At 70.1% G+C, this 18171-nt stretch carries 16 protein-coding genes and 4 tRNA genes; 4 read left to right on the top strand and 16 right to left on the bottom strand.

Annotation, left to right across the window (positions count from 1 at the left end):
- Nucleotides 1-30 precede the first annotated feature (30 nt).
- Together EUA94_RS11580 and EUA94_RS11575 are read right to left on the bottom strand one after the other, a co-directional pair.
- Nucleotides 31-1191 (bottom strand): branched-chain amino acid ABC transporter substrate-binding protein, encoded by a 1161-nt coding sequence (locus tag EUA94_RS11580; protein ID WP_129427034.1) that lies wholly within the window; start codon nt 1189-1191, stop codon nt 31-33.
- Nucleotides 1192-1354: 163 nt separating this feature from the next.
- Nucleotides 1355-2008: an ANTAR domain-containing response regulator gene (locus EUA94_RS11575; protein WP_277986102.1), complete on the bottom strand. Its 654-nt coding sequence runs from the start codon at nt 2006-2008 to the stop codon at nt 1355-1357.
- A gap of 38 nt (nt 2009-2046) precedes the next feature.
- On the opposite strand from EUA94_RS11575, the gene EUA94_RS11570 reads away from it, so the two are divergent.
- A tRNA-Leu gene (locus EUA94_RS11570) sits at nt 2047-2119 on the top strand.
- A gap of 177 nt (nt 2120-2296) precedes the next feature.
- Here EUA94_RS11570 and pyk read toward each other — a convergent pair.
- From pyk to EUA94_RS11510, 12 genes are all read right to left on the bottom strand, one after another.
- Entirely contained in the window at nt 2297-3742 is a 1446-nt protein-coding gene (gene pyk, locus EUA94_RS11565) for a pyruvate kinase (protein ID WP_129427033.1), read from the bottom strand.
- A gap of 149 nt (nt 3743-3891) precedes the next feature.
- Nucleotides 3892-5376 carry a glutamate synthase subunit beta gene (locus EUA94_RS11560; protein WP_129427032.1) on the bottom strand — a complete coding sequence of 495 codons (1485 nt, stop codon included), beginning with the start codon at nt 5374-5376 and terminating at the stop codon, nt 3892-3894.
- Complete coding sequence (gltB, locus tag EUA94_RS11555) at nt 5369-9940, bottom strand: glutamate synthase large subunit (protein WP_129427031.1); 4572 nt, start codon at nt 9938-9940, stop codon at nt 5369-5371. The genes EUA94_RS11560 and gltB overlap by 8 nt, the downstream gene beginning before the upstream one ends.
- A 136-nt stretch (nt 9941-10076) precedes the next feature.
- Nucleotides 10077-11018 (bottom strand): prolipoprotein diacylglyceryl transferase, encoded by a 942-nt coding sequence (gene lgt / locus EUA94_RS11550; protein ID WP_207210509.1) that lies wholly within the window; start codon nt 11016-11018, stop codon nt 10077-10079.
- 8 nt (nt 11019-11026) lie between these two features.
- Complete coding sequence (locus EUA94_RS11545; RefSeq protein WP_242494813.1) at nt 11027-11668, bottom strand: SCO family protein; 642 nt, start codon at nt 11666-11668, stop codon at nt 11027-11029.
- The gene (gene trpA, locus EUA94_RS11540; RefSeq protein ID WP_129427030.1) at nt 11655-12461 is read right to left on the bottom strand and encodes a tryptophan synthase subunit alpha; all 807 of its coding nucleotides are present in this window, start codon (nt 12459-12461) and stop codon (nt 11655-11657) included. Before trpA ends, EUA94_RS11545 begins: the two co-directional genes overlap by 14 nt.
- Nucleotides 12461-13732 (bottom strand): tryptophan synthase subunit beta, encoded by a 1272-nt coding sequence (gene trpB / locus EUA94_RS11535; protein ID WP_129427029.1) that lies wholly within the window; start codon nt 13730-13732, stop codon nt 12461-12463. Before trpB ends, trpA begins: the two co-directional genes overlap by 1 nt.
- Nucleotides 13729-14526, bottom strand: coding sequence for an indole-3-glycerol phosphate synthase TrpC (gene trpC, locus EUA94_RS11530; protein ID WP_129427028.1), 798 nt, complete (start codon nt 14524-14526; stop codon nt 13729-13731). The genes trpB and trpC overlap by 4 nt, the downstream gene beginning before the upstream one ends.
- An 80-nt stretch (nt 14527-14606) precedes the next feature.
- On the bottom strand, nt 14607-14807 hold the full coding sequence (locus tag EUA94_RS11525; RefSeq protein ID WP_129427027.1) for an HGxxPAAW family protein: 201 nt from the start codon (nt 14805-14807) through the stop codon (nt 14607-14609).
- Between the two features lie 42 nt (nt 14808-14849).
- Nucleotides 14850-15467, bottom strand: a complete 618-nt coding sequence (locus tag EUA94_RS11520) for a Trp biosynthesis-associated membrane protein (RefSeq protein ID WP_129427026.1) — start codon at nt 15465-15467, stop codon at nt 14850-14852.
- Nucleotides 15460-15822 (bottom strand): phosphoribosyl-AMP cyclohydrolase, encoded by a 363-nt coding sequence (gene hisI, locus EUA94_RS11515; RefSeq protein WP_129427025.1) that lies wholly within the window; start codon nt 15820-15822, stop codon nt 15460-15462. The genes EUA94_RS11520 and hisI overlap by 8 nt, the downstream gene beginning before the upstream one ends.
- Complete coding sequence (locus EUA94_RS11510; RefSeq protein ID WP_129427024.1) at nt 15819-16649, bottom strand: aminotransferase class IV; 831 nt, start codon at nt 16647-16649, stop codon at nt 15819-15821. The genes hisI and EUA94_RS11510 overlap by 4 nt, the downstream gene beginning before the upstream one ends.
- 116 nt (nt 16650-16765) lie before the next feature.
- Here EUA94_RS11510 and EUA94_RS11505 point away from each other — a divergent pair.
- The 3 genes from EUA94_RS11505 to EUA94_RS11495 all read left to right on the top strand — a co-directional run bounded on the left by EUA94_RS11505 (nt 16766) and on the right by EUA94_RS11495 (nt 17054).
- A tRNA-Gly gene (locus EUA94_RS11505) sits at nt 16766-16838 on the top strand.
- 34 nt (nt 16839-16872) lie between these two features.
- Nucleotides 16873-16943: transfer RNA gene (locus EUA94_RS11500), tRNA-Cys, on the top strand.
- Between the two features lie 36 nt (nt 16944-16979).
- A tRNA-Val gene (locus EUA94_RS11495) sits at nt 16980-17054 on the top strand.
- Between the two features lie 145 nt (nt 17055-17199).
- Here the strand turns inward: EUA94_RS11495 and EUA94_RS11490 are convergent.
- Entirely contained in the window at nt 17200-17760 is a 561-nt protein-coding gene (locus tag EUA94_RS11490; RefSeq protein WP_129427023.1) for an RES family NAD+ phosphorylase, read from the bottom strand.
- Nucleotides 17757-18059, bottom strand: coding sequence for an antitoxin Xre/MbcA/ParS toxin-binding domain-containing protein (locus EUA94_RS11485; protein ID WP_207210508.1), 303 nt, complete (start codon nt 18057-18059; stop codon nt 17757-17759). Before EUA94_RS11485 ends, EUA94_RS11490 begins: the two co-directional genes overlap by 4 nt.
- Nucleotides 18060-18171 lie beyond the last annotated feature (112 nt).

Genomic DNA, 18171 nt, shown 5'->3' with positions numbered 1-18171 from the left:
GCCCCCGCGGTGGTCTAGCTGGTGTCTCGATCAGCCCTCGGGCTTGACCTCGACCTCGGGCGTCAGCGTGCCACCCTCGTTCTTGTAGGCCCAGTAGGAGACCTGGTCCTGCGGGACATCGCCGTTCTCGTCGAAGGCGATGGACTTGCTGAGGCCGTCACCGGTGTAGCCGCTGACGAACTCCTGGACCTCGGCACGCGTACGGGCGCCGTCCTCGAGAGCCTTGAGGAAGATCGTCATGGCGTCGAAGCCCTCGGCCGCGTAGGCGCCGGGGGCACCGCCGTAGGCCTCCTCGAAGTCGGCAGCGAAGGTGCTGTCGCCCTCGATCGGAGCACACGGGCACATGACGACCGCGCCCTCGCCGGCCTCGCCGACCGCGTTGCCGAAGTCGGCACCGTAGAGGCCGTCACCACCGATGAACGGAGCGTCGATGCCCGCGTCGCGGATCTGCTTCAGCAGCGGGGCCGCCTCGGCGATGTAGCCGCCGTACATGATGGCGTCGGGCTCGGCCGTCTCCATCTTGGAGATCGTCGGCGCGAAGTCGGTCTGGCCGACCTCGGTCTTGTCGCGGGCAACCATCGAATCGCCGAGGGTCTCCTCGACACGGTCTGCCAGCGGCTCGCCGTAGGCCTCGGAGTTGTCGACGACGAAGACCTTCGTGGCGCCGACCTCGTCGAGGAGGTACTTGGCGATCGCCGCGCCCTGGTAGTCGTCGTACGGCACGAGGCGGTGGAACACCTCGACCGGGTCGTCCTGCGTCAGGTCGGTCGCGGTGGCCGACTGGGAGATCATCGGGATGCCACCATCCTGGTAGATGGTCTTGGTGGCGCGGGTCTCACCGGAGAACGCACCACCGATGACACCGATGAAGGACTCGTCGCCGGCGATCTGCGTCGCGACGGGCGTGGCCTTGGCCGGGTCACCCTCGGTGTCGAAGCGCTCGAGGGTGACCTCGCAGTCGCCCCCGTCCCACTGGTCGAGGGCGAGCTGTGCGCCGTCGACCGACGGGACGACGATGCTGGCGTTGGGGCCCGACAGGGCACCCATGGCGGCGATCTTGAAGTTGCAGTCGGCGCCACCTTCGTCGCCACCTGCACTGCCGCCAGTGTCCGTGGTGCCACAGGCGCTGAGCGCCAGGCCGGCCACTGCCGTCAACGCGACTGCCTGCCACGTCTTGGTAGAGCGGATCATGGACCCTCCGTAGTTCATAAGGGCTGTCCACCTCGGCAGCCTCGTGCCGGGAACCTAACACCCTGTATGTGGGCTGGGACACGATTGAGGCCCCCGAGTCGCACGCCGTTGCCGTTTCGTGACCAAGCGGTCTACACCGGCAATGAAACCGAGACCTGCGGTGCTATGAGGGCCCGTCCGGCGAGGCGTCGGCGGCGCCCTCGCCGAGCCCGGCCACACCGTGCTCGACCACGCCGTCGGCGACCTGCTTCATCGACAGGCGGAGGTCCATCGCGGTCTTCTGGATCCAGCGGAACGCGTCGGTCTCGCTGAGTCCGAGCGCCTCCTGGAGAGCGCCCTTGGCGCGGTCGACCGACTTGCGGGTGGCCAGTGACTCCTGGAGGTCGCTCACCTCGCGCTCGAGGACGGCGATCTCGGCGTAGCGGCTCACCGCCATCTCGATCGCAGGCACCAGGTCACCCCGCTGGAACGGCTTGACGAGGTACGCCATGGCACCGGCGTCGCGGGCCCGGGCGACCAGGTCGCGCTGCGAAAAGGCGGTCAGGATCACCACTGGCGCGATCCGCTCGCCGGCGATGGTCTCCGCGGCGGCGATGCCGTCGAGGACCGGCATCTTTACGTCGAGGATGACGAGGTCGGGGCGCAGGTCGCGCGCGAGCTCGATGGCCTTCTGGCCGTCGCCGGCCTGGCCGACGACGTCGTACCCCTCCTCCTCCAACATCTCGGCGAGGTCCATCCGGATGAGGGCCTCGTCCTCCGCGATCACCACACGGCGTACGCCATCGGGGGCGGGGCTGGTCTCGGCAGGCTGCGTCACGGCGACAAGGCTAGTCGGGTACGGTTTGCACTCGTTTGGCCCCGGTAGACCAACGGCAGAGTCGATGCTCTCAAAAGGCATTCAGTGTGAGTTCGAATCTCACCCGGGGCACTCCGCAAGCCCCGTCGAGCGGTGGTCCAGCCACACTCCGACGGCCGAGAATGTCGCTCAGCCACCGCCCGGTGGCGTACACCGGCGTGTGGGCCTCGGAGCGGTGATCCACCCACGTTCGGGCAGCGCGGAATGTGGCTCCACCACCGCCGGCCGGAGGGCGCGCGCCCGGTCAGATCAGACGCGGCGGTAGGCCGGAGCGGCGCCGTTGATGGCGTCGCCCATCCGGTGGATGCGAAGTGCGTTGGTCGAGCCGGGGATGCCGGGCGGGCTGCCGGCGATGATGACGACGAGGTCGCCCTCCTTGACCCGGCCGATGTCGAGCAGCGCCTCGTCGACCTGCCGCACCATCTCGTCGGTGTGCTCGACGTGGGCGCCGAGGAAGGTCTCGACACCCCACGTCAGCGCGAGCTGGGAGCGCGTGCGCGACGCGGGCGTGAAGGCCAGGACGGGGATCGGACCGCGATAGCGGGACAGCCGCTTGGCCGAGTCGCCGCTAACGGTGAAGGCGACGACGTACTTGGCCTCGACGCGCTCGGCCACCTCGGCCGCGGCCTTGGCGATGATGCCGCCGCGGGTGTGGGGCTGCCACTCCACCGCAGCCATGTGGCTCAGGCCGTGCTCCTCGGTGGACTGCACGATCCGGGCCATCGTCTCGACGGCGACGATGGGGTACTCCCCCACGCTCGTCTCGCCCGAGAGCATCACGGCGTCCGCGCCGTCGAGGACGGCGTTGGCGACGTCGCTGGCCTCGGCACGCGTCGGCGCCGGGGCGGTGATCATCGACTCGAGCATCTGGGTCGCCACGATCACCGGCTTCGCGTTGCGACGCGCCTTGTCGATGATGAGCTTCTGGTGGATCGGGACGTCCTCGAGCGGGCACTCCACGCCGAGGTCACCGCGGGCGACCATGACGCCGTCGAACGCGTCGACGATCTCGTCGATGTTGTCGATCGCCTGGGGCTTCTCGATCTTGGCGATGACCGGGACGAAGATGTCCTCCTCGGTCATGATCGCGCGTACGTCGGCCGCGTCCGTCGCGCTGCGCACGAAGCTCAGCGCGATGAAGTCGACGCCGAGCCGCAGGGCCCAGCGGAGGTCGTCGGTGTCCTTCTCCGACAGCGCCGGCACGGAGACCGCAACACCGGGGAGGTTGATGCCCTTGTTGTTGGAGACCTTGCCGGGGACGATCACCTCGGTCACCACGTCGGTGTCGTCGACCGACGTCACCTTGAGCCGCACCTTGCCGTCGTCGATGAGCAGCGGGTCGCCCGGCTTCACGTCGCCCGGCAGGCCCTTGTAGGTCGTACCGCACTGGTCGACGTCGCCGACCACGTCGCGTGTGGTGATGGTGAAGGTGGCGCCCTTCTTGAGCTTCACCGGTCCGTCGCCGAAGGTCTCCAGGCGGATCTTCGGACCCTGGAGGTCGGCGAAGATGCCGATCGCGTGGCCGGTGTCGTCGGAGGCCTGACGGACCAGCCGGTACACCGCCTCGTGGTCGGCGTACGCGCCGTGGCTCATGTTGAGGCGGGCGACGTCCATGCCTGCCTCGACGAGGGCTCGGATCCCCTCCGGGGTGTTCACGGCGGGGCCCAGGGTGCAGACGATCTTTGCTCTACGCACGTGCCTCAGCCTAGCGGAGGTTGGATCGTTCCAAGCAAGGGTGCTCCGCCTGCTGGACACGCTGTAACGCCGGGTTGGCAGCTGTACCCACCCCCGAGCAAGGGGGTGGGTACAAGCAGTAACCCGGCGTTACAGCGGCGGGCGGGCGATCAGACGACCAGCGGGCGCTCATGCGGCTTGATCGGCGCGTGGAGCGCCGTCGAGCCGGTGAGGTAGGCGTCGACCGCGGCGGCCGCGCTGCGACCCTCCGCGATGGCCCACACGATGAGCGACTGGCCGCGACCGACGTCGCCGGCGACGTACACGCCCGGCACGGAGGCGGCGTACGACTCGTCGCGCTTGACGTTGCCGCGCGCGTCGAGCTCGACCTCGAGCTGGTCGATGAGGCCGGGCCCTTCGAGACGGCTCCGCTCGGGACCGACGAAGCCCATGGCGAGCAGCACCAGCTGGGCCGGGATCTCGCGCTCGGTGCCCTCGACCGGCTGGAACTTCGCGTCGACCTCGACGAGCCGCAGGGCCGCCACGTGGCCGTCGGCATCGCCGACGAACTCCTGCGTCGAGACGGCGTACACGCGGTCGCCGCCCTCCTCGTGGGCCGAGGAGACCCGGAAGGTCATGGGGTACGTCGGCCAGGGCTGGCCCGTGGGCCGGTCCTCGCCAGGCTGGGGCATGATCTCCAGCTGCGTGATCGATCGCGCTCCCTGGCGGATCGAGGTGCCCAGGCAGTCGGCACCAGTGTCACCGCCGCCGATGATCACCACGTCCTTGTCCGTGGCCACGATCTGGTCGGACCCGTCGGAGGTGGGCGCCTCGCCCAGCGACGCGCGGTTGGACTGCGGCAGGAACTCCATCGCCTGGTGGATCCCACCGAGCTCCCGGCCGGTGACGGGCAGGTCGCGGGCGTCGGTCGCCCCCATCGCGAGCACGACGGCGTCGTAGCGCGCGAGCAGCTGCGGACCGGTGAGGTCTCCCCCGACGTCGACGCCGGCCCGGAAGACGGTGCCCTCGCGGCGCATCTGGTCGAGGCGCCGGTCGAGGTGCTTCTTCTCCATCTTGAACTCAGGGATGCCGTAGCGCAGCAGGCCGCCGATCTTGTCGGCCCGCTCGTAGACCGCGACGGTGTGGCCGGCGCGGGTGAGCTGCTGGGCGGCGGCGAGGCCGGCCGGGCCGGAGCCGATCACCGCGACCGTCTTGCCCGACAGCCACTCCGGCGGCTGGGGACGGACGTAGCCGGAGCCCCAGGCGCGGTCGATGATCGAGACCTCGACGTTCTTGATGGTCACCGGGTCCTGGTTGATGCCGAGGACGCACGCGGTCTCGCACGGCGCCGGGCACAGCCGGCCGGTGAACTCCGGGAAGTTGTTGGTCGCGTGGAGCCGGTCCATCGCGCCGTCCCAGTCGTCACGCCAGACGAGGTCGTTCCACTCCGGGATGATGTTGCCCAGCGGGCAGCCCTGGTGGCAGAACGGGATGCCGCAGTCCATGCAGCGGCCGGCCTGCGTGCTGATGATCGGCAGCAGGGCGCGCCCGATGCCGTCGGGATAGACCTCGTCCCAGTCGTTGACCCGCTCGGCGATCTCGCGTCGCGAGGCGACCTCGCGGCCGTGCTTGAGGAAACCCTTCGGATCAGCCATGCAGCACCTCCATGATGCGAGCCGCGGCCTGGTCCTCGTCGAGGCCCTCCTGGAGGGCCTCCTCCCGGGCCTCGAGCACGCGCTTGTAGTCGCGGGGCATCACCTCGGTGAAGCGACCCAGCGACGTGTCCCAGTCGGCCAGCAGCGCCGCCGCGACCTCGGAACCGGTCTCCTCGGCATGTTGCTCGACCAGCGACCTGAGCTCGTCGGCGGCCTTGCCGGTCACCGGCGCCAACTCGACGAGCTCGGGGTTGACCCGCGCCTCGTCGAGGTCGAGCACCATGGCGTAGCCACCGGACATGCCGGCAGCGAAGTTGCGCCCGGTCGGGCCGAGCACGACGACGATGCCGCCGGTCATGTACTCGCAGCCGTGGTCGCCCACGCCTTCGACGACCGCGCTCGCGCCACTGTTGCGTACGCAGAACCGCTCCCCCGCCCGGCCGCTCAGGAAGAGCTGGCCCGACGTGGCGCCGTAGCCGATGGTGTTGCCGGCGATGATCTGCACGCTGGCCGCGAAGGTCGCCGCCCGGTCGGGGCGCACGATCAGGCGGCCACCGGACAGGCCCTTGCCGACGTAGTCGTTGGCGTCGCCCTCGAGGCGCAGCGTGATGCCGCGCGGCACGAAGGCGCCGAACGACTGGCCGGCCGAGCCGGTCAGCGTGATGTCGATGGTGCCCTCGGGCAGGCCCTCACCGCGGTAGCGCTTGGTGACCTCGTGGCCGAGCATCGTGCCGACCGTACGGTTCACGTTGCGGACCGCGACCTGGGCGCGTACGGGCTCGCCCGACTCCAGCGCCGGGGCGGCGATGGCGATGAGCTCGTTGTCGAGCGCCTTCTCGAGCCCGTGGTCCTGCGACTTGGTGTTGCGCAGGTCCTGGTGCTCGAACTGGCCGAACTCCCCGTGGCGAGAGGCCTGGTGGAGGATCGGCGTCAGGTCGAGTCCGCCGGCCTTCCAGTGGTCGACGGCCTCGGCCACGTCGAGCGTCCCGACCTGGCCGACCGCCTCGGCCACGGTGCGGAAGCCGAGCTGGGCGAGTAGCTCGCGTACCTCCTGGCCGATGAACTCGAAGAAGTTCACGACGTGGTCGGCCTGGCCGCTGTAGCGCTCGCGGAGCACCGGGTTCTGCGTCGCCACGCCCACCGGGCAGGTGTCGAGGTGGCAGACCCGCATCATGATGCAGCCGCTGACGACCAGAGGTGCCGTGGCGAAGCCGAACTCCTCGGCGCCGAGCAGCGCCGCGATGATCACGTCGCGCCCGGTCTTGAGCTGGCCGTCGGCCTGCACCACGATCCGGTCGCGCAGGCCGTTGAGCAGCAGGGTCTGCTGGGTCTCGGCGAGGCCGAGCTCCCACGGACCGCCGGCGTGCTTGAGGGAGGTCAGCGGCGAGGCGCCGGTGCCGCCGTCGTGCCCGGACACGAGCACCACGTCGGCATGCGCCTTGGAGACGCCGGCGGCGACCGTGCCGATGCCGACCTCGGACACCAGCTTCACGTGCACCCGTGCGGACGGGTTGGCGTTCTTGAGGTCGTGGATCAGCTGGGCGAGGTCCTCGATGGAGTAGATGTCGTGGTGCGGCGGAGGGCTGATCAGGCCCACGCCCGGGGTCGAGTACCGCGTCTTGGCCACCCACGGATAGACCTTGTGGCCCGGGAGCTGGCCGCCCTCGCCGGGCTTGGCGCCCTGCGCCATCTTGATCTGGATGTCGTCGGCGTTGGTGAGGTACTCCGACGTCACGCCGAAGCGTCCCGACGCGACCTGCTTGATCGACGAGCGGCGCTCCGGGTCGTACAACCGGTCGGCGTCCTCGCCGCCCTCGCCGGTGTTGGACTTGGCGCCCAGCCGGTTCATCGCGATCGCGAGGGTCTCGTGCGCCTCCTTGCTGATGGAGCCGTAGGACATGGCCCCGGTGGAGAAGCGCTTCACGATCTCCGAGACCGGCTCGACCTCGTCGATGTCGATCGGCTCGCGTACGCCGTCCTTGAACGTGAAGAGCCCGCGCAGCGTCATCAACCGCTGCGACTGCTGGTTCACCCGGTCGGTGTACTGCTTGAAGATGTCGTAGCTCCGGGTGCGGGTGGCGTGCTGGAGCCGGAACACGGTCTCGGGGTCGAACAGGTGCGGCTCGCCCTCGCGGCGCCACTGGTACTCGCCACCGATGGTGAGCTCGCGGTGGGCCGGGGAGATCCCACCCCGGGGGTACGCCATCGCGTGCCGCCGCGCGACCTCCTCGGCGATCGTGCCGAGCTCGATGCCGCCGAGCTTGGACGCCGTACCGGTGAAGTATCGGTCGATGACGGACTGTGAGAGCCCGACGGACTCGAAGATCTTGGCGCCGGTGTAGGACGCGACCGTCGAGACGCCCATCTTGGACATCACCTTGAGCACGCCCTTGCCGAGCGCCTTGATGAGGTTGGCCACGGCCTTCTCCGGGTCGACCTTCACGTAGTAGGCCTCGCGGGCGAGGTCCTCGACCGACTCCATGGCGAGGTAGGGGTTGACCGCTGCCGCGCCGTAGCCGACGAGCAGCGCGACGTGGTGCACCTCGCGGACGTCGCCGGCCTCGACCAGGAGCCCGACCTGGGTGCGGGTCTTCTCGCGCACCAGGTGGTGGTGGACCGCGCCGGTGAGCAGCAGCGACGGGATCGGTGCCAGGTCGGCGGTCGCGTGTCGGTCGGACAGCACGATGACGCGCGCGCCGTCCGCGATCGCGGTCGACACCTCGGCGCAGAGCTCGTCGAGGCGGGCGGCAAGCGCCTCCCCTCCCCCGGCGACCTCGTAGAGACCACGCACGATGTGGACCTGGAAGCCCGGCATGTCGCCGTTGCGGTTGATGTGGCGGATCTTGGCCAGGTCGTCGTTGGAGAACACCGGGAACGGCAGCACGATCTGGCGGCACGACGCGGGCGTCGGCTCGAGCAGGTTGGCCTCGGGCCCGATGGAGCCGGCGAGCGAGGTGACCAGCTCCTCACGGATCGCGTCGAGCGGCGGGTTCGTCACCTGGGCGAACAGCTGGGAGAAGTAGTCGAAGAGCAGCCGCGGCTTCTCGCTGAGCGCGGCGATCGGCGTGTCGGTGCCCATCGAGCCCAGGGCCTCGCCGCCGGTGTTGGCCATCGGGCTCAGCAGGACGCGCAGCTCCTCCTCGGTGTAGCCGAAGATCTGCTGGCGACGGGTCACCGAGGCGTGCGTGTGCACGATGTGCTCGAGGTCGTCGATGTCGTCGAGGTGGATGAGGCCGGCGTGCAGCCACTCGTCGTACGGGTGCTCCGCGGCGAGCTGGCTCTTGACCTCCTCGTCCTCGATGATGCGGTGCTCCTCGGTGTCGACGAGGAACATCCGGCCCGGCTGGAGACGGCCCTTGCGCACCATGGTGGCGGGGTCGAGGTCGAGCACGCCGACCTCGGACGCCAGCACCACGAGGCCGTCGTCGGTGACCCAGTAGCGCGACGGGCGCAGGCCGTTGCGGTCGAGCACGGCGCCGATCTGGGTGCCGTCGGTGAAGACGACGCAGGCCGGTCCGTCCCACGGCTCCATCAAGGTGGAGTGGAACTCGTAGAACGCCCGTCGCTGGGCGTCCATCTCGCGGTGGTTCTCCCACGCCTCGGGGATCATCATCAGCACCGCATGGGGCAGCGATCGCCCGGCGAGGTGCAGCAGCTCGAGGACCTCGTCGAACGACGCGGAGTCGGACGCGCCCGGCGTGCAGATCGGGAAGAGCCGCTCGAGGTCGCCCGGGATCAGGTCGCTCTCCAGCAGCGCCTCGCGCGCCCGCATCCAGTTGCGGTTGCCCATCACGGTGTTGATCTCGCCGTTGTGGGCGATGAACCGGAACGGGTGGGCGAGCGGCCAGCTCGGGAACGTGTTGGTCGAGAAGCGCGAGTGGACCACCGCCATCGCGGAGGCCACGCGCTCGTCGGTGAGGTCGGGGAAGACCTGGTCGAGCTGGTCGGTGGTGAGCATCCCCTTGTAGGCCAGGGTGCGCGACGACAGCGACGGGAAGTAGACGTCGGTGTCCGACTCGGCGCGCTTGCGCAGGCAGAACGCCAGCCGCTCCAGGGCCATCCCGCTGACGCGCGAGCCCTTGCCGGCCACGAAGACCTGGGCGAAGGACGGCATCACGCTGCGCGCGGTGGCACCGAGCGTCGAGTCGTCGACCGGGACCTCGCGCCACCCGAGGACGGCGAGGCCCTCCTCGTCGGCGATCTCCTCGATCCGGCGCCGGGTCGCGGCGACCGCGTCGGCGTCACCGGGCAGGAACGCGGTGCCGACCGCGTACGAGCGGGGCGCGGGCAGCTCGAAGCCGAGCTCCCGCGTGACCTCGCGCAGGAACGCGTCGGGCACCTGCATGAGGATGCCGGCGCCGTCGCCGGAGTTGACCTCCGCGCCGGCCGCGCCACGGTGGTCGAGGTTGCGCAGGGCGGTGAGCGCCTTGGCCACGATGTCGTGGCTGGCCTCACCGGTCAGGGTGGCCACCATCGCGACGCCACAGGCGTCCTTCTCGTAGCGCGGGTCGTAGAGGCCCTGCGCAGCAGGGAAGTGCGGCGGGAACGCGTGCGTCGAGGACACTGGTTCTCCCGTCGTCGTCTCAGCACTCCGAGCACGTGTCCCGGTCGGGCTGGGGGGTGGGCGGTACCGCTGGGGACGACGTTGGCCCGAGCAAGACGGAACCTATCACCGGCGAAAGCCGCCGGGGAGCGGTGTTTCAGGCCGTGGGACCGGCGGTCTCCCGGTCCTCGGCGTCCTCCGGCTCGCGCCCCTCCTCGTCGTCCTCGAGCGGCCTCGTGCGTACGGACTCCTCGCGCCCCGGGTGCCGGCGCCGGGACCACAGGAGGAAGGCGGAAGCGAGGACGAAGAGCACGATGGAGGTCCACACGTTGAGCCGCAGACCCAGCACGTCGTCCATCTGGACGCTGTCGATGCGCAGGTACTCGATCCAGCCGCGGCCGGCGGTGTAGAGCATGACGTAGAGCGCCGCGATCTGCCCGTGGCCGAGCTTGTAGCGCCGGTCGAGCCAGATCAGGACCGCGAAGGCGGCCAGGTTCCAGAGGCACTCGTAGAGGAAGGTCGGGTGGAACAGCACGTCCGGGCCGAACTGGGAGCGCACCCCGTCGTCCAGCGCCGGGTCGATCTCGAGGCCCCACGGCAGGTCGGTGGGGCGGCCGTAGAGCTCCTGGTTGAACCAGTTGCCCCAGCGGCCCATCGCCTGCGCCACCAGAACGCCGGGAGCGATCGCGTCGAGGAGCGGCAGCAGCTTGATGCCGCGCAGCCGGGCACCTATCCAGATGCCGAGCGCCCCCAGGGCGATCGCACCCCAGATGCCCAGGCCGCCGCGCCAGACGTACAGGGCCGTGACCGGGTTCTTGTCCTCGCCGAAGTAGAGGTGCCAGTCGGTGATGACGTGGTAGAGCCGTCCGCCGACGAGACCGAACGGGACGCCCCAGATGGCGAGGTCGCTGACCTCGCCGGGCTCCCCGCCGCGGGCGATCCAGCGCCGCTCGCCGATCCAGATCGCGAGGACGATGCCGACGATGATGCAGAGCGCGTAGCCGCGGATCGGCACGGGGCCGAGGTGCCACACGCCCTGGGACGGGCTCGGGATGGACAGGAGCGTCACCAGCGGCTGATGGACGAGCATGGAAAGCATGGGAGACATCATCCTTCGTCGAGCTCTCCGTCGAGAATGGCGGTGACGTCGTGGGCCAGCTGGGCCTGCGAGACGTCGGCCTTCCAGTAGGCGGGCGTCTCGTCGGAGGAGTCGATCGCCAGGACCTGCGTGCCGTGGGTGACCTCGTAGCCGCCGCTGGGCAGCTTCTTCCCCGCGTCGACACCGACGGCCATGCTGCGGCCGACCTCGACGATGTCGTCGAGGTCTCCGGTGAGGCCGATGATGCTGGGGTCGAACGCCTCGACGTACGCCTGCACCGTGGCCGCGTCGTCGCGCGCCGGGTCGGTCGTCACGAAGACGACGTCGAGCCGCTCCTTCTGCTCGTCGTCGAGGCGGGCGAGCGTGCCGGCGAGCGTGGCCATCACCTGGCCGCAGATGTCGGGGCAGTGCGTGTAGCCGAAGAAGACCAGGGTGAGGTCCTTGTCGGTGTCCTCGGTGAGGCTGTACGCCGCGCCCTCAGTGTCGACCAGAGGGGTCGAGGAGACCTTGAACGGCTCCGGGGCAAGGAGCGTCCCGGTGAAGTCGGCCGACGACGTGCCACCACTGCCACCGCAGCCGGCGAGCAGACCCATCGATCCGAGCAGGACCGCCGCGACGAGTCCTCGCTTCCCGGACCTACCTCGTGCCACGGCGGACGCCCTCGGCGAGGTCGGTGGTCAGGGCGCGCAGGGCGTCGAGACCGGCCGCCTCGTCGTCGGGGTGGTCGAGGAGCGCCCGTACGAAGGCGGACCCGACGATGACACCGTCGGCGTACGCCGCCACATCGGCGGCCTGGTCACCGTTGCTGACGCCGATGCCCACCGCGACGGGGATGTCTCCGCTCGCGCGCACCCGCGCCACGAGTGGCCCGGCGAGGTCGGAGGAGGCGTCGCGCGCGCCGGTGACGCCCATGACCGCGGCGGCGTACACGAACCCGCGGCTGGCCACGGCCGTCATCGCGATGCGGTCGTCGGTGGAGCTCGGAGCGACCAGGAAGACCTTGTCGAGGTCGTGCGCGTCGGCTGCGTCGACCCACGCCGAGCCGTGGTCGGGGGTGATGTCGGGCGTGATCATGCCCGCTCCCCCGGCAGCGGCGAGGTCGGCGGCCCAGCGCTCGACGCCGTAGCGCTCGATCGGGTTCCAGTAGGTCATGACGAGCGTCGGGACACCGGTGGCGGCCACCGCTTCGACCACGCGCAGCACGTCGGCCGTACGGACTCCCCCGTCCAGCGCCGCCTGCGCGGCCGCCTGGATCGTCGGTCCGTCCATCACCGGGTCGCTGTAGGGCAGGCCGATCTCGATCGCGTCGCACCCGGCCTCGACCATCACCTGCATGGCCCGGATGGACCCGTCGACACTGGGGTAGCCGGCCGGGAGGTAGCCGATCAGGGCGGCGCGGTCCTCGGCGCGGGCCTGTGCGAACGCCGCACTGGTCGACGGCATCAGGCCTCCTCGCCAGGCTCGGTCGCGATGACGGCTTCGGCCTCCGACTCGGCGTCGCCGAGACCGAACCACTCGATCGCGGTGCCCATGTCCTTGTCGCCGCGTCCGCTGAGGTTGATGATCACCGTCGCGTCCGGGCCCTTCTGCGCACCGAGCCGGCGCGCCACGTCGAGCGCTCCGTACACGGCGTGCGCGGACTCGATCGCCGGGATGATGCCCTCCGTACGGCTGAGCATCGCCATCGCCTCCATCGCCTGGGCGTCGGTCACGGGCGTGTAGGTCGCCCGCCCGTTGGCCGCGAGCCACGCGTGCTGCGGGCCGACGCCGGGGTAGTCGAGGCCGGCGGAGATCGAGTGGGACTCGACGGTCTGGCCGTCCTCGTCCTGGAGGACGTAGGTGCGGGCGCCGTGGAGCACGCCGGCCTCGCCGGCGTGGATCGTGGCCGCGTGCCGACCGGTCTCCACGCCGTCGCCGCCGGGCTCGAAGCCGTGGATCTCCACGCCCTCGTCCTCGAGGAACGCGGTGAAGAGGCCGATGGCGTTGGAGCCGCCGCCGACGCAGGCCGCGATCGCGTCCGGCAGGACGCCGTACTGGTCGAGGCACTGCGCCCGCGCCTCGTCACCGATGCCGCGGCAGAAGTCGCGGACCATGCTCGGGAAGGGGTGCGGTCCGGCGGCCGTGCCGAAGAGGTAGGCGGTGTGGTCGACGCTGGCGACCCAGTCGCGGAGCGCCTCGTTGATCGCATCCTTGAGGGTCGCGCTGCCCGACTCGACGGGGATCACCTTGGCGCCGAGCAGCTGCATGCGGGCGACGTTGAGTGCCTGGCGGCGGGTGTCGACGGCGCCCATGTAGACGGTGCAGTCGAGGTCGAAGTAGGCAGCCGCCGTTGCGCTGGCCACGCCGTGCTGACCGGCACCGGTCTCCGCGATCACCCGGCTCTTGCCCATGCGCTTGGTGAGGAGCGCCTGCCCCATCACGTTGCGGATCTTGTGCGCACCGGTGTGGTTGAGGTCCTCGCGCTTGAGCAGCACGCGGGCGCCGACGGCCGCGGAGAGCCGCTCGGCGTGGTAGAGCCGGCTCGGCGTGCCGGCGTAGTCGCGCAGGATCCGCTCGAACTCCCCGACGAACGCCTCGTCGGCCATCGCCTCCTGCCAGGCATCGGTCAGCTCGTCGAGGGCGGCGACGAGGGCCTCGGGCATGAAGCGCCCACCCCACGTCTCGCCGAAGTACCCACGCTCGTCCGCGCCGTACGCGGTCTGCTGCTGGCTCACCGGGCAGTCACTCCTGTCATCGATCGAACAGCTGTCTCGGGGTCGCCGTCCCTGACCAGCGCCTCGCCGACCAGCACCACGCCGGCGCCCTCGCCGACGAAGCGGCGTACGTCGTCGACGCCGGTGATGCCGCTCTCGGCGACCTTGACGATGTCGGCGTGGATCTGCGGCGCGAGGCGGCCGAAGACGTCGGGGTCGACCTCGAGGGTCTTGAGGTTGCGGCTGTTGACGCCGATCAGCTCGGCGTCGAGGGCCTGGGCGCGCTCGGCCTCGGCCTCGTCGTGGACCTCGACCAGCACGGTGAGACCGAGCTCGGAGGCCTCGTCGTGGAGGCGGCGCAGGGTGTCGTCATCGAGGGCAGCGACGATCAGCAGGGCGAGGTCAGCACCGGCGGCACGGGCCTCGACGAGCTGGTAGGTCTCGACGATGAAGTCCTTGCGCAGGATCGGCGTGTCGACCGCGGCCCGTACGGCGCGGAGATCGTCGAGGCTGCCGCCGAAACGGCGCTCCTCGGTGAGCACCGAGATGGCGGCTGCGCCGCCTCGGGCGTACGCCGTCGCGAGGGCCGCCGGGTCGGGGATGTCGGCCAGGTCGCCCTTGCTGGGGCTGCGGCGCTTCACCTCGGCGATGACGCTCGACCCGCGGGCACGGAAGTGCGGCATCGGGTCGCGCGGCGCGGGTGCGTCCGCGAGGTGCGCCAGAAGGTCGTTGAGCGGGAGCGCGGCCTCGCGGCGCGCGAGGTCCTCTCGCACGCCGGCGACGATGTCGTCGAGCACGGAACCGGTCGCAGGCATGCGCTCAGCCTCTCACCCGACACCAGCCGGGCCGGGGGCGGTGCCCAGTGGCCGGACGTGTGGTCGGGCCCGGTCCGGGCTCAGTGGTCGGACGTGTTGAACCCGAGCCGGGACAGCACCAGGAACAGCGGGAACGCGATCACGGCGATGATGATGCCGATCCACAGGAGCGTCATCTGCGCGGGCGTCTGGAGCAGGGCGATGCTGCCGACGACGAACCCGAGCATCGCGACTCCCACCGCGGTCCACGCAGCGGGGGTGTTGCCGTGACCTGCAGCCATCGTGGGTGCTCCTTCGTCCGTTCAGCGAGTGCTGCGGGGAGTCTAGGCGGTCGGGTCGCGACCCTGGTCGAGGGCCTTCCAGATGTCGATGTTCTCCGTCGGCGGCTCGCCCGCGGCGTCGTCCGTGGGCGTCCGGGTGCCCGCCGGGGCGTCGTACCTGGTGCCCATCTCGGGCCAGTGGCGCACGAACCGGACGGCGGCGAGCGTGGTCACGAGGCACAGCGCGGCTGCGACGACCGCCGCGACGTACCACCCGGTGATGCCGGCGCTGGCGGTGTCCGTGCCCGACAGCTCGAAGAGCGCGTCGGTGAGCTTGCGGGGGACGCTCCACAGCCCCTCGACCGTCACGATCGCGAGACCGACGGCGGTGACGAGGGCCAGCACCGCGATCGCCCTGCGGAAGCGCCCGCGGGTGACCAGCAGCACGCCCCAGCACGCCAGGACGACGAGGGCGAGCGCACCGGCGAGCGGGGACTCGGCGGCCGTCGCGAGCGGTGACGCCGAGCCCAGGGTGGACGCGGCGTCGTCGGTGCTGTCGATCGTCCCCGAGGTGCCGCTCGCCCACGGCTTCGTGCCCGCCACCGCAGCGAGTCCCGCTGCGGCGAGCCCCACCAGGACGACAGGCCCGAAGGTGCGGCGTCGCTTGTCCGGCTCAGCCATCGACGCGGTGCACCACGCCGGCGTCGAAGCAGGTGTGGTCGCCGGTGTGGCAGGCCGCGCCCACCTGGTCGACCACGAAGAGCAGGGTGTCGCCGTCGCAGTCGAGTCGGATCTCCTTGAGCCACTGCACGTGGCCGGACGTGTCGCCCTTGACCCAGTACTCCCGGCGCGAGCGCGACCAGTACGTCGCCCGGCCGGTGTCGATCGTGCGGGCGAGCGCCTCGTCGTCGACCCAGGCCAGCATCAGCACCTCGCCGGAGCCCTGCTGCTGCACCACGACCGGGACGAGACCCTCGGCGGTGTGCCGGAGCCGGGCGTGTAGCGCCTTGTCGAGAGACGAGTCCGGGGTGCTCATGGCTCCATCGTCTCAGCCTCGCGGGCGGCCCAGGTCTCCGCGCACTGGCGGGTGACCGGACCGGGGGCGGGCAGGTCGCGGTCGTCCCAGCGCGAGATCGCCTGCACGTCCCTCGTCGTGGAGGCGAGGAACGCCTCGCTGGCCACGGCCAGGACCTCCGACAGCGGCTCGTCGACCTCGCGTGCGCCGCACCACTCGACCACGAGCCCGCGCGTCACGCCGGCCAGGCAGCCCGACGCGAGGCTCGGGGTGCGCAGCTCGCCGTCGACGACGTAGAAGACGTTGGTGCCGGTGCCCTCGCAGAGGTTGCCGGCCGTGTTGGCGAAGACCGCCTCGCTGCCACCCCGCTCGACGGCGTGCGCAAGCGCGATCACGTTCTCGGCGTACGAGGTCGTCTTCAGGCCTGCGGTGGCGCCGTGCTTGTTGCGGGTCCACGGCACGGTGACGACCGTGGTCTCGGCGGCGGCAGGGTGGATCTCGCTCCAGGCCACGACCAGCGTGGGCGGGCCTCCGCCCCGGCCAGAGCCCATCGGGTGCGGTCCTGCCGTGTACGTGATCCTGAGGCGTCCCATCGGGGCGTCCTCGCCCTCCCCCTCCAGCACTGCCTCGACCCCGCGGCGTACGTCGTCGAGGTCGGGGACGGGCAGCCCGAGACCGGCGGCGCTGCGCTCGAGCCGCTCGAGGTGCCGGGTGAGCGCGAAGGGACGACCGTGGACGGTCTTGACCGCCTCGAACACCCCGTCACCGACGGTGAACCCGTGGTCGGTGACCGCCACCGCAGCCTGGGTCGGATCTGCCATCAGGTCGCCGTTGAGCCATGCACGCATGGCGTCACTCTAGAGGCCGGGGAACACGCTGGACCGGGGGTCGATTTTGGTGCCGTGCAAGCCATGTACTACTGTTCCACTCGCACTTGAGGCCGGTCGAACGGCCTGAAATGCAGGCGGACATAGCTCAGTTGGTAGAGCGCAACCTTGCCAAGGTTGAGGTCGCGAGTTCGAGTCTCGTTGTCCGCTCGGAAGGTCTCCTCCGTGAAGACGGAACCTCCACGGTGGGTTGGCCGAGAGGCGAGGCAACGGACTGCAAATCCGTGTACACGGGTTCAAATCCCGTACCCACCTCGCATGCCAGCACCTCAGCACGACAACTCAAGACCCGGGCGATTGGCGCAGCGGTAGCGCGCTTCCTTGACACGGAAGAGGTCACTGGTTCAAACCCAGTATCGCCCACCAGTAAACATGCAGGTCAGAGGCCCTTTTCCATCCGGAAGAGGGCCTCTCGTGCAACATACGTGCAACAAGCATGATGCGCGCGGCCGTCATCACCACTCGATGTAGCCCCTCCCCTCGGCTACGTACCGCTGACGCGGCGGTCTTCCTACTTGGACGCCAGGGAGCGGTAGATGTCGAGGGTGAGCGGCTCGGTGGACTTGAGGTGGATCCGGCTAGGTGGCGTGTTGTGGTCGAACAGCGCGAGTGTGACGCCGTCGCCTACGGCAGAGGGAGCGAGCACGCCGTGGAATCCCAGGAACCAGGCGGCGTGCCCGACCTCCTGGCATGGTCCCCAGTCTCCAGTGAAGTCGGAGTTCTCGAGACCAAGGGCGGCCTGTGTGTCGGCCTGCGTGGGGTCAAGGACGTCAATTTCCGTGAGATCGATCGTGTGAAGCACCTGCGGCGCGCTGCGTAGTAGGTGCTCCACGGTGAGGTGCTGGTTGGCCACCGCCCGCTCGAGTTCACGCATGCACGCCTGGACCGGCTGGGCCAGGTAGACGACCGGGAAGAGTTCCCTGGGGTTGTAGCGAGCCCCGAACCGGCGAGCTCCCTCCCCGGAGAGTGGCTCTCTTCTGGCATTGGTGTACCGGAAGGTCTCCCCCGACCAGACCGTCGTGCCGATGGCGTCGATCGCCTCGACAAGTTCCTCGTTGAGGGCCGCCGTCAAGCGAACACCCCATCGGCAATCGCCTCGATGAGATCCAGGACCTCTTTGTACCTTCCCTCGTGGATGAGGGTCGCCGGCTTCTCATGGTTCAGCGAGCGGTGCGGGGTGAACAGCCACATGTTCGCGTGATCACGTGGCAGCACCTCGCTGAGAGCGTTGGCTACGTACGCCAGCTCGAGGAGCCGCTCCTTGTTGAGTCGCTGTGGCACGACCTCACCAGCGGCCCAGCGCGCGACCGATCGGCCGGACGCGTCGACGATTGAGCCGACCTCGTCGTCTGTGAGCCCAAGAGTGTCCATGGCTCCGGATACCTTCTCCGCAAGCGCACCTGCTCCGACACGCCCCATAATTGTTGTCCTTACTATGTCGGGTTTCTGTCGCTAGTATGGCACCTACGTCAAGACCCCCGCA

This window comes from Nocardioides zhouii (assembly GCF_004137345.1).
Taxonomy (GTDB): domain Bacteria; phylum Actinomycetota; class Actinomycetes; order Propionibacteriales; family Nocardioidaceae; genus Nocardioides; species Nocardioides zhouii.
This window is presented reverse-complemented; position numbering and strand designations above follow the sequence as displayed.